The organism is Sporosarcina ureae DSM 2281 (genome assembly GCF_000425545.1).
Taxonomy (GTDB): Bacteria; Bacillota; Bacilli; order Bacillales_A; family Planococcaceae; genus Sporosarcina; species Sporosarcina ureae.
Map to the genome: position 1 here is coordinate 1 of NZ_AUDQ01000011.1, position 11,922 is coordinate 11,922.

The 11,922-nt window shown below is 42.7% G+C and carries 12 protein-coding genes; 2 read left to right on the top strand and 10 right to left on the bottom strand.

What is annotated here, in order from left to right; translation table 11 throughout:
* The 9 genes from H605_RS0111145 to H605_RS0111185 form a co-directional block, all read right to left on the bottom strand.
* Positions 1 to 263: IS3 family transposase (locus H605_RS0111145; protein WP_029054284.1), on the bottom strand; the 263-nt coding region annotated here is incomplete at its 3' end.
* Positions 264 to 913: 650 nt separating this feature from the next.
* The gene (locus H605_RS0111150; RefSeq protein ID WP_029054285.1) at positions 914 to 1,393 is read right to left on the bottom strand and encodes a GAF domain-containing protein; all 480 of its coding nucleotides are present in this window, start codon (positions 1,391 to 1,393) and stop codon (positions 914 to 916) included.
* Positions 1,394 to 1,487: 94 nt separating this feature from the next.
* Positions 1,488 to 1,730: a PepSY domain-containing protein gene (locus H605_RS0111155; RefSeq protein WP_199083962.1), complete on the bottom strand. Its 243-nt coding sequence runs from the start codon at positions 1,728 to 1,730 to the stop codon at positions 1,488 to 1,490.
* A gap of 126 nt (positions 1,731 to 1,856) precedes the next feature.
* Positions 1,857 to 3,149 (bottom strand): MFS transporter, encoded by a 1,293-nt coding sequence (locus H605_RS0111160; RefSeq protein WP_029054287.1) that lies wholly within the window; start codon positions 3,147 to 3,149, stop codon positions 1,857 to 1,859.
* Positions 3,150 to 3,318: 169 nt separating this feature from the next.
* On the bottom strand, positions 3,319 to 3,747 hold the full coding sequence (locus H605_RS0111165; protein WP_029054288.1) for a YugN family protein: 429 nt from the start codon (positions 3,745 to 3,747) through the stop codon (positions 3,319 to 3,321).
* Positions 3,748 to 3,969: 222 nt separating this feature from the next.
* A complete protein-coding gene (mnmH, locus tag H605_RS0111170) occupies positions 3,970 to 5,004 on the bottom strand; it encodes a tRNA 2-selenouridine(34) synthase MnmH (protein ID WP_029054289.1) in 1,035 nt (344 codons plus the stop codon).
* Between the two features lie 21 nt (positions 5,005 to 5,025).
* Positions 5,026 to 6,072 (bottom strand): selenide, water dikinase SelD, encoded by a 1,047-nt coding sequence (gene selD / locus H605_RS0111175; RefSeq protein ID WP_029054290.1) that lies wholly within the window; start codon positions 6,070 to 6,072, stop codon positions 5,026 to 5,028.
* Between the two features lie 141 nt (positions 6,073 to 6,213).
* Positions 6,214 to 6,870 carry a GNAT family protein gene (locus tag H605_RS0111180; protein WP_029054291.1) on the bottom strand — a complete coding sequence of 219 codons (657 nt, stop codon included), beginning with the start codon at positions 6,868 to 6,870 and terminating at the stop codon, positions 6,214 to 6,216.
* On the bottom strand, positions 6,867 to 7,979 hold the full coding sequence (locus H605_RS0111185) for a mandelate racemase/muconate lactonizing enzyme family protein (protein ID WP_029054292.1): 1,113 nt from the start codon (positions 7,977 to 7,979) through the stop codon (positions 6,867 to 6,869). Before H605_RS0111185 ends, H605_RS0111180 begins: the two co-directional genes overlap by 4 nt.
* 88 nt (positions 7,980 to 8,067) lie before the next feature.
* Between H605_RS0111185 and H605_RS0111190 the strand changes: the two genes are divergently transcribed.
* Positions 8,068 to 9,318: an HTH domain-containing protein gene (locus tag H605_RS0111190; protein ID WP_029054293.1), complete on the top strand. Its 1,251-nt coding sequence runs from the start codon at positions 8,068 to 8,070 to the stop codon at positions 9,316 to 9,318.
* Between the two features lie 42 nt (positions 9,319 to 9,360).
* Here the strand turns inward: H605_RS0111190 and nhaC are convergent, their stop codons facing one another.
* A complete protein-coding gene (gene nhaC, locus H605_RS0111195) occupies positions 9,361 to 10,803 on the bottom strand; it encodes a Na+/H+ antiporter NhaC (RefSeq protein WP_029054294.1) in 1,443 nt (480 codons plus the stop codon).
* A 232-nt stretch (positions 10,804 to 11,035) separates the two neighbouring features.
* Here nhaC and H605_RS0111200 point away from each other — a divergent pair, with 232 nt between their 5' ends.
* Positions 11,036 to 11,905: a dimethylarginine dimethylaminohydrolase family protein gene (locus H605_RS0111200; RefSeq protein ID WP_051210562.1), complete on the top strand. Its 870-nt coding sequence runs from the start codon at positions 11,036 to 11,038 to the stop codon at positions 11,903 to 11,905.
* Positions 11,906 to 11,922 lie beyond the last annotated feature (17 nt).

Sequence of the window (11,922 nt, forward strand, 5' to 3'; positions counted from 1 at the left end):
TCCATCTTTAAATGGGACAACTGTCGTTCCTTCTTGTCCGCTTCACTCGAAAGTTCTGGCCCGTGACCGAAGGTATATTGTTTACCTATAGGTTGATCAAAACGATACATTTCATTTGCACGATACCATCTCATCCAAGTTTCAACCTGGGATTTATTTTTGATTCCATGTTTCTCCATAATTTCGTTAGTTGTTAACTCACCACTTAATTTATCTTTGACAACTGCCCATTTTACTTCGCTTGAATATACGTTTTTGCCCACGCAAAAACACCTCCGTTATAAGTACTTTTTACAAGTGTACCACTTCGAAGGTGTTTTATATTGTCTCAAAAATTTAGGTTAGCCCAGAACTAAACTTCTCCGGCGTGCTTTTTAATTTTAATAGCGAAAGTGAACAGAATCTTTAAAAGATAAGTACTAAACGGTTCGGGATTTACATTCCAGAGGGGGACGCTTTCCGGAGGGCGTGGCTTGAGCTTCCTCGTGCGCTTCGCTTCTGCGGGATCTCAAGGCGCACGCTGATCCTCTCGGAGTCGCCCCCTCTTCCATTTCAATCCTATACAATGACTAAAGGAACTTACAACTTCACTGCAATTATGAAATAACTAAGTATTAATTTCTTACTTAGTTATTTCAAGTTCTACTGAATAATGTACATTACTATTTATCAATTTGTTATTAAGGTCTCTAAATCGAGAAAGAGATACTAGTTGATTGTAAATGGACGGCGGCCACTCCCTATGGATTAGCGAGAGCCTTGAGATCCTGGCTAGGTGCCTTAATTTCTGCAAAGTACACAAAAATACGGCAAAGTAGACCCTTCACTGTTCACTTGGCTCAAGCCGAGCCCATGGGAAAGCGTCCGCATGTAACGTCAAACAACTATATCTTCCTGTTACCTCATTTCTTCACTAGATATGCTTCATAAGTGCTTCTACTACTTGCGTCAATCCCGCCAAGTCATCTTGCGTAAAGCGATCTAGTTCAGGACTGTCGATGTCGAGTACACCAAACACTTCTCCATCTTTAATCAACGGTACAACGACTTCGGAACGAGATGCTGCGTCGCATGCTATATGGCCTGGGAACGCGTTGACGTCCGGTACGACTAAGCCCTCTCTTGTCTTCGCAACTGTTCCGCAAACACCTCTACCGAGCGGAATACGGATACATGCCGGTAATCCCTGGAACGGGCCGAGAACGAGTTCATCGCCATCCATCAAGTAAAAACCAACCCAATTGATGCGATCGAAGAATTGATTGAGTAATGCAGATGCGTTGCTTAAGTTTGCGTATACGTTTGGCTCTCCCGATACTAGTGCATCCAACTGTGTTGCAAGTTGTGCGTACTTCTCTTGTAGGTTATTGGAGTAATCAATAGGTGTGTACATACTAATTCCCTGCTTTCTGTGTATAGTTCTTACTTTCATCATACACAGAATAATAGACTTGGAAAAGTAATCGAACTTCATTCCTTGTTTCACATCAATCTAATTTCACCCTCAGTACCTCACCGGTCACCGCATCTAATTTGACTTCATACTTATGCCCTTCTGCTGTGCGAATATCCACTTCATATATCAACATACCGTCGTCAAATTCCAGTTCTGATTTGACTACTTCACCGGGTACTCTTTGTCTGGCAATTTCGTTTGCCTGCTCCATTGAAATCCTACGATACTGCGGATGTTGCCAGTGATTCATCCAATACTCACTTTGCTGATTCAATGAACGATCCCTCCTATTTCTTTCTACGTTGTTACTCTATGCGAAAGAATGATAAGATGCCCCACAGCCAAGCCTGTCGTTTACGCAAGAAAAACGGATTATTTCCGAGGAAATAATCCGTTTTTGTCAGGCAGTCTGTGCAGGAATATTCTTTTGTTTATACCGCATCCAAATAATGAGCGGAATAAGTAGTAAGGAAATATAGGTTCCGAGAAAACTTAACATGGAAAAACCTAAGAACGCCACGACAATTCCCGATGCAAGTCCACCTATTGTTCCTGCTAGTGCGACAAACACGTCGATGCTCCCTTGGATCTTCGCGCGAGTTAACACATCAGTAGAATCGATAACAATGGCCGTTCCACTGATTAATCCGAAGTTCCAGCCCACACCTAGTAATATGAGTGATGCGGACATCCAGAATATCGATCCGCCTGCTACATAGGCTGCGAGAATACCTGCTAACGCAAGTGTCACGCCCGAAGCTACAACCATAGTAGGTCGTCCAATCCGGTCTACTAACACACCCGTAAAAACGGACGGTAAATACATACCCGCTATATGTAAGCCGATTACCAAACCAATACCTGATATCTCAGCGCCATGGTGCTGCATATGGACAGGGGTCATCGTCATAATAGCAACCATGACACCATGCGACAGTACGAGCACGATGCCACCTACCCAAATACCCATCTTATTTGCCTTATGCTGATGAACAACATATCCTTCATGAGACTCTTCACGTTCCTTTTGTTCAGCCAGTTCAATCTCACGTGCAACGAGTAACGGATCGGGTCGTAAAAACAGCAAGAATGTCAGCCCTGATAATACGTAGGCGACACCCGCCAGTAGAAATACGCCAGTTAATGTAGGAATACCGAGTAGATCTGCTATATGTCCCATTGGTAAGACGAGATTGGGGCCAGCTACAGCACCAACTGTGGTTGAAACAAGAGCGACACTGACTGCAGTAGCTCGTTGCTTTTCACTCGCAAGGTCTGTTCCAGCATAGCGAGCTTGTAGATTGGAAGATGTACCTGCCCCATAGATAAACAGAAAGATGAATAACACAGCAAGACTGCCGGTCATCACAGCAAATATCACACCGAATGCCCCTACACCACCGGTAATAAAGCCTGCACCGAGGCCGAGTCGACGACCGTAACGCTGAGATAACCTGCCGACGAGATAGGCAGAGAATGCGGAACCAAAAGTAGACAGCGCAATCGGCATACCGGCTAAGCTTTCATTTCCCGTCATGTCTTGGATCAATAGCGCACCTACTGTGATTCCAGCTGCAAGTCCGGCACCACTAAATATTTGGGAAATGATCACGACAAGTAAGGAGCGCTTATACAATTGCTTCTGTGCAGCTTTAGATTTTGTATAGTATGAATAATCTTGCTGTCTTGACATGAAATTCCCACCTTTTTATTACCACGTAATGGATTTGCAAGTTCATTGATTTTTTACACTTTATTTATCTTATCATACATTAGTCAGGATAATGAGGGGGCTTTTCCGTACAAGAAAACAAGCAGGCCCTGTTTTGCCAGGCCTGCTTGTCCTTTCATAGTATAAGATTTTATACTAGTGGAGCGATAAAAATAGGATGATCTGAGAACTTTGCTATTCGCGCTTCCCCTTCATGTACCCACTTTTCATCGTATACAATAGGTCCGTCTTTATCTTCCGGTGTCTGGAACTGGTCGAGTCCGACAGAAGCTAATACAGGGCTGTCATCGTCATCCAATCCAATATTTACTACGTGATTGATGATAAAAGGTACGTCAAATTCGATCATTGCGCTATCTTCATCGAGTTCACCGTCCACTACGTGAAAAGGTATTCGTAAGTAGATCGTATCGCTACCGTCCTGATTCAAGATAGTGTCGAAGTTTCCGCGGTCAAAGTCCCAGTTGCCTCCCATTTGGATATCATGTTCCAGAAGTATGTTCCGCGCATCTCCAAATAGTGATTTTTTTCCTGGTAGATTTGTTTTCAGCTCGATCATGGCATTTCCTCTTTTCTATATCAGTTTTTCTCGTTGAATGTCTGATTGATGATAGTTTTAAGAATACCCTAGTTAGTTGTCTGACAAACTTTTCTAGTGGTCTGAATTGAATAATATTAACCAGAAGTGAGAGTTTCTTTGATCTACGCAGGCGGACTGCACTCAACTCATTTTATTTTTACGCAAAAGAAAAGACTACCCGACAGGATAGTCTACCTTCATTTATTTCATTAGCTCTTTATACCGTTTCAGGCATTCTTCATACGCTTCTTGCACGGATTCAGCCTCGATCACGTCTTGGCCAGTTGTAGCGAAGCGGGCTACGGAGTGTTCGTACTGCGGATCGTAGTAGTGAGTCAATAGCTGTTCTACAGCTTCCGCGAAACGTCCGTTTTCCAGGTCTTCCTGAATTTTTGCCGCAATGGGTTGGTGGATGCGTTTGCGAATTCTTGAGAATGCTTCTAGAAACAGTTCTGGTTGTTTTTCCGGTTCATACTCGGAAAGGATTTCTTCAACCCGCGCTTTGACCGGCAATCTAATAATCCACTGCGGACTCTGGCCTTTTCTCTCAAACAGTAGTTCCGGCATATGTACTTGCCCTATGCGTTTGCTTTCGCCTTCTATGAAGATATATGGTTCATTTTCATACTTTTCCAGTTTATCTGCAATTAGCAATTCAAATTTCTTCTGGTTGTTCGGCTTTACACCGATTTGTCCGAATATCGAACCTCGATGTCCTGCCATACCTTCTAGATCGATGACCGGACAGCCGTCTTCCATTAGCTTGTGAAGAATCTTCGTCTTGCCGCTTCCTGTATAGCCATTTAATACAAGCAATTTAGGTTTGATTGGTTCTTGCAGTTTCGCAATGACCCACTGGCGATATGTATGAATCCCGCCACTGATTCGGCTTGAGCGGATGCCCATCAATTCCAGTACGGTCATTGCCGTTTTGCTTCGCATGCCACCACGCCAGCAAAACACAGTGATTTGCGTGTCTATTTTCCTGAACTCCGCAATGAACTCGGGTAGTTTTTTAGAGAAAATAGCCAGACCATGATCCATAGCGGCTTGTTTTCCTACTTGCTTATAAAGCGTACCTACTTCCGCGCGTTCTTCATTCGTGAAAATCGGAATGTTAATACTGCCTGGAATAGTTGCTTCCTCAAACTCTTTCGGAGAGCGTACATCGACTAATGTATGTGAATGGTTTTTCTGTAATTCGAGTGCGTCCGTCAATGTAATATCTCGTACCATGTTATTTTCCATCTCCTTGATTTACTGCACGATAATTCGACCGGTATGTTCATCGGTTACTTCTCCAATAATATGCGCATCGACTCCAGCTTCACGTAATTGTGCATGCAAACGATCTGCCTCATCTCCAGCAACTGCTACTAGCAAGCCACCAGAAGTTACTGCGTCACATAAAATCCATCTGCCGATTTGATCCAATGATTCTGGATATTCGACCATATCTTCTATATGTGCAAAGTTGTTTTTCGTACCGCCCGGAACCGAACCGGCTTCTGCTAGTTCTCTTGTACGTGGTAATACAGGAACTTTCTCGTTATCGATTCGCAAGCATACACCACTACCTGTTGCCATTTCAGAAGCATGTCCAAGTAAGCCAAAGCCTGTTACGTCTGTTGATGCATGAATGCTGTAATCATCCATTACTTCAGCCGCTTTTTTATTGAGTGTTGTCATCACTTTTGTTACGTGAATTTCTTCTTCTTCAGACAATAATCCGTTTTTCAACGAAGTGGTCATGATACCTACACCAATCGGTTTTGTCAGAATCAAACGATCGCCTGGTTTCGCCCCTGCATTTGTACGAATCTTGTCAGGATGTACCGTTCCAGTTACTTGCATACCGAACTTTGGCTCCTGATCATCAATGGAGTGGCCACCGACAAGAACTGCACCCGCTTCTTTTAATTTGTCAGCAGCTCCGCGCAAGATCTCCGTCAAGATACTGCGGTCAAGTGTATGGATCGGGAATGCGACGATATTCAACGCTGTAATTGGTTTACCGCCCATTGCATAGACATCACTGATCGCATTCGCCGCTGCCACTTGTCCAAAATCATATGGATCATTGACAATGGGTGTGAAGAAATCTAGGGTCTGCACGATAGCAGTCGTATCATTTATCTTATATACACCTGCGTCGTCGCCTGTATCCAATCCGACAAGTAAATTAGGGTCCGCGACGCCAGGAGGCAATGTTCGTAGAACTTCAGCTAAATCAGCGGGTCCTATTTTACAACCGCAGCCTCCTTTTGAAGATAATGAAGTGAGTTTTACAGAAGAATTTTGCATTACGGATATCAACCTTTCAATTTGTAGTTCCTTAATTTTACCATAGAGTTGGCATTCTAGATCTGTTGGGCACTTGAAATGCTTATGGACAATGAAAAAAAGACTACGCTTAAAGGCATAGTCTTACATGATGCAAATGCATTATTTTACGTACTTTACATACCAGTGGTCGTTCTTTTTCTCAATATATTCTCCAATCCAACCTTGTTTCAACAATTTTTGCTGCTGTTCGGTATTCTCCATCAGAACAAATTGCTGTTCCGACGTCGTTCCACGGGAAGGCTCTTGGAGATCCTTGAATAAAATATAGCGCAGTTTATTGCCATATTTCACTTTGAGTTCTTTGATTCGTAAACCTAGTGCAAATTTATCTTTCAAGCTTGGAATATTAAATGGTGCAACGGTTGTACAAATATAGCGATAACGATCTCTCTCGACATGTTCCATTAGCCATTTACCGAGTTTCGTTTGCAGTCCATGCCCTCTATAGTCTGGATCCACACCCGAAATCTCCGAGTACAGCACACTAGATAATTCATTTGTTAATACTCCCGCATCGATTCCTAAATGCTCTTCATCTTCACCAGGGTCCAACATAGCACGGAACGCGATGAGACGATGATCGATGAAAGCTCCTACCATCATGCCATTACCGCGTAGAATATACACAAACTCTTCTTCTGTTAGCGGTTGAAGAAAATCAGGTTGCTCAAGAACAGCAATGATTCGTTGTTGTAAAGCTAGAACTTCCGGCAGCTGATCTTCTGTTAGAAGTGAAAGTGATGCTTGCAATGTCATAGTATCACCTTTTCTTTACGCACCGTCAATTCTTCTAGCGCTTGTTCATCTACATCGATGCCAAGTCCAGGCTTTTCATTGAGTTCAATAAACGGTACATCATAGTGCAGATTGCCGACGTCTTTACTAAATTTCAACGGGCCGGTCAATTCTACACTCGTCATCGCTTTTTGTGAGAATGCTACATGAAAGCCTGCTGCAGATCCAATAGACGACTCCACCATTGATCCAACCTGACATTCGATACCTGCCATCTCCGCCATATGTGCAAGCTTCATTGCAGGATACATACCCCCACATTTCATGAGCTTGATATTCACTTTATCTGCTGCACGTTTTGCTATGATTTCACGCATCTCGCGCACGCCACGCAATCCCTCATCAGCCATTAGAGGCGTCGCGATTTTCGATTTGATTTCTACCATTGCATCGATATCATCCGCTTTGACTGGCTGCTCGAGCCAATCCAGTTCACAGCTCTCCAATTGTTTCATTGCCTGCAATGTCGTCGCACTGTTGACCCAACCTTGGTTAACATCCACTCGGATTGCAATATCTTTGCCAACACGCTCACGCACGGCCTGAATTCGCTTGACGTCTTCAGCTGCGTTGGTACCGACTTTCATCTTTAATGAACTATAGCCAGCTGCCACACGATCAGCAGCTTCTTGTGCCATATGTTCAGGTGAAGCAATACTTAACACATGCGTAATTGGAAACTTCTCATGATAACGACCCCCAAGTAAATTATAGGCAGGGATACCATATGCCTTCCCTACTGCGTCAAAGCAAGCCATGTCTAGCGCCGCTTTCGCTGTAGGTACACCGTAAATCGCTTGATCCATCACTTCATGAATTTTCCCAAAGCGACTTGGATTTTCTCCGAGTAAAGCAGGAGCAAGTGTGTGACGAAGTACAGCAAATGTACCTTCCCAACTTTCACCCGTGACATGGTCGTCTGCTACTGCTTCACCATACCCTACGTAACCTGTGTCTGTTGTAAGTTTTACGATAATAGAAGGCATATCATCATAAGATGCGTAGCTAATTACAAATGGTTCATAGAGCGGTAATCGAATTGCAAAAATTTCAATTTCAGTTATTTTCATTATTTTTCTTCCTTTCCTATTGGCAGCTTTTCATTCGTATTGTATGATTGTCGTTAAATAGTCGCTAATGAGAAGAGGAGGTCCCATTATGAAGGTTACTATTGCATTGGTCGGCTCACAAGAATTTTGTCGACAAGCAGAGAATATTATGTTGCCCCATAATATGCGCATTGATTACTATCAATATGATAGTCCGTCCGAAGCTCCTCGTTTACTGGAGACACTGAAACCTTGTCACGCTATTTTGTTCTCTGGCTCCTTGCCTTATGAAGCGTCTGAGCAAGTTCTTCGGACTATCTCGATTCCAACATTTTATATTCAGCAAAATGAACATACTATCGCTGTCACTTTATTATACCTTGCTTCAGAAAAAAATATCGCAATTCATGATATTTCTCTAGATATAAAAAACAAAATACACATTGAACAGATTCTGCAAGATCTCGGTCCTCTCTCTTCCATGCAGAAGCCTGCTATATATGAACTGCAATCCAATAGTGATTTGCAGGCTGTTATGAACTTTCATATTGAGCATGTAAAAAGCGGAAAGTCAAAAATGGCAGTAACTAGTGTGCATGCCGTGTATGATCAATTACAAGCGGCAGGCATCCCGTCATTCCGGATGTTGGATCCTGCAAGCAATATTTTACGTGCAATGGAACACGCTGTCCAACAAGCGAATTTAACAAGAAGCGAAGCGACTAAAATCGCTGTAGGTATACTGCAAGTTCATCAACCTGAGCAACTTCCACAGGACACCATTGAGACACTAGCAAACTACTTGCAGGCACAATGGAAAGAGAAAGAAAGTAGCTTCTTTTTTTACACTACTATAGGAACCATCGAATTTGTTTTAGCAATGAAGGACTTCATCCAGTTCTGTGAATCCCTCCATCCTGCATCTACTTTATCTTTTGGATTAGGACAAACGATCGTAGAAGCTAGTGACAATGCAATGAGTGCACTGCAACTTGGTAAACAAGCAATAGACAAAGGGATTTTCATGCTTGATGAACATAAGAAACTACACGGTCCTTTGCCAGCTACAAAACCTTCAGTTGCGCTGAGGTTGGACGACCCAGACTTGCTTAAGATCAGTGAAAAGACGACATTGAGCCCAGCTGTCATTTCCAAGCTAACTCAGTTTGATCAATTCAGGCAATCTACACCATTCACCGCTAATGACTTAGCAGGATATTTAGCCGTTTCCAGAAGAACTGCTGAACGTACAATTAAAAAGCTAATGGATCAACAATTTGTCGATACAGTTGGTGAAGAAATGACCTACAGCCAAGGTAGACCACGTGCATTGTACAAAATGAAGCTTGCTATCTATTAAAAAGGCAAAGCCGTTAAAATACCTCGGCTTTGCCTTTTTACATTATTCGAGCTGTGCCTCAAGTTCCAACTTCGCTTCTTGCTCATTCATTTCCACAATTTCTTCAGACGTCATTTTGACAACAGCGAAACCTGTAAAAGCGTAGATAATTGAAATAAGAGGAACAGCAAAATTCAGAATAGCGTATGGGCCGTATTCTACTACACTGACACCAAGCGTACCGAATATAAACACACCACAAGTATTCCAAGGAATAAATACGGACGTAAGCGTTCCTCCATCTTCCAATGCACGCGACAAGTTCTTCGAGCTCAGTCCCATATCTTTATATGTTTTACTGAACATTCTGGAAGGTACAACGATCGAAATATATTGTTCAGAACAAGTTGCATTGGTCATGATACACGCACCAATCGTTGAAATAATTAATGTGGACGTAGATTTTACAACCTTCAGTAATTGCGTCATAATTGCTCGCAACATACCTGAATACTCAAGAATACCACCGAAGGTCATGGCCACAATAGTCATAGAGACGGTATACATCATACTATCCAAGCCGCCACCATTAAATAGTTTATCTACAAGCTGGTTACCTGTCTCAATCGCAAAACCACTCTGCAGAGCACCAAGTGCATCCACAAACGTCCCCGACTGAATTGTTACATGCGATAAAAAACCTAAAACAATTCCGATAATCAGTGCCGGCACTGCAGGAATCTTCATAGCGACCATCAAAATGACTGCTAAAGGAACTAGCAATAGCCAAGGCGATATAACGAAGCTATCTTGCATGACCTGGGCTGTTTGTGCAATCGATGTTAATTCTGCTTCACCTGAACCAAATTTTCTTCCAAGGAATGTAAACGCACCAAGAGCAATTACTAATCCAGGAATTGTCGTATACAACATATGCTTAATATGATCGAACAAATTCGTTCCCGTAAGTCCTGCGGCTAAATTGGTTGTATCCGATAACGGTGACATTTTGTCTCCAAAATATGCGCCAGAAATGACAGCTCCCGCTACCATACCTGCAGGGATTCCCATACTGAGTCCAATACCCATTCCGGCTACACCAATCGTTGCCATTGTCGACCAGGAGCTACCTATTGCCAATGAAACAATTGAGCAGATCAGTGCAATGGCTACTAGGAACCAAGAAGGTGTAATGATTTTCAATCCGTAAAAAATCATTGTCGCGACTATTCCACCGCCCATCCACGAGCCAATAACCAAACCGACAAGCATAATGATGATTACTGCCGGAAGGGCCAAACGAATTCCTTTGTACATCATTTCCTCAATTTCTTTCCACGAGAAGCCATGACGCCAAGCTACGAGTGACGCAATGGCAGTTCCTACAATTAGCGGCATGTGCGGTCCTTCTTTAAGCTGTACTACGGTAATAATCATGACCAGAATCATCAATACTAACGGTAAGACCGACCACCAGAACCCTATTTCTCTTTTCCTCTGATCCATTGCACTTCACCCCATCCAAATTCAATCAACTCAAAAGTGTCGCTATATAGTCGTTTAACCTATTTTAAACGTTTTCTAAATTATTTGTCAATGGAAATATGTAAGCGTTTACTGTATTGTTTTTCTAACCGATTGTCAGGCGCTGTGAGAGGCCTTTCTGAAACAGTGGAACCTATTAGCTAGAGAAGTTTATAAAATTCGTAAATGGGAATAATACAAAGTACTTTCATGAATGGGAGGCACACTGACAGTGACCGCTAATAACCAAAGAATAGATACGGTAAAATGCGTAACAGAATATGATACATTGCGCCGAGTCATATTATGCCAGCCAGAATTCATGGCGATTGATGAAGTCATTAACGAAGTACAAAAAAAGTATGAAAATGAAAATATCAATAAAAGCCGTGCAATGAATCAGCACGCAGAATTTGAGAAGCTTTTGAAGGAGAACGGAGTGGAGGTCATCACGCTGCCTACTTCTGAAAAATACCCTGAACAAGTCTTTACACGGGATATTGGATTCACAATCGGTAATGAAGTATTTATCGCAGACTTGGCTGCAAATATACGAAAAGGGGAAGAACTCACGCTAAAAGAATGGCTGATCGCACAAGACATTCCCTATCAATCCGCGACGGATCGAATGGAAGGCGGAGACATTATTGTCGACCGGGATACTCTCTACATCGGCATCAGTAGCCGTACATCCGAGGAAGCTGTTAACAAGCTGGAAGAACAGCTTCCTGATCATCAACTTAAGCGAATTGCATTTGACGGACGGTACTTGCATCTAGACTGCGTTTTCAATATCCTTTCTCCCGAAAAAGCGCTAGTCTTTCCAGCAGCGTTTGATCAGGAAACACTCCATCAACTGGCAGATTCGTACCAACTGATCGAAGTGGCGGAAGATGAACAGTTTTCGCTAGGTACTAATGTTCTCTCCATTGGTAATAATAAAGTATTCAGCCTTCCACAAAACGAACAAGTGAATGCAAACTTACGCGCAAATGGATTTGAAGTCATAGAAGTCGACTTCTCTGAAATCATTAAATCAGGCGGTTCTTTCAGATGTTGTTCGATGCCTGTAGAACGCGGATAATACAAAAGACTGAAGCT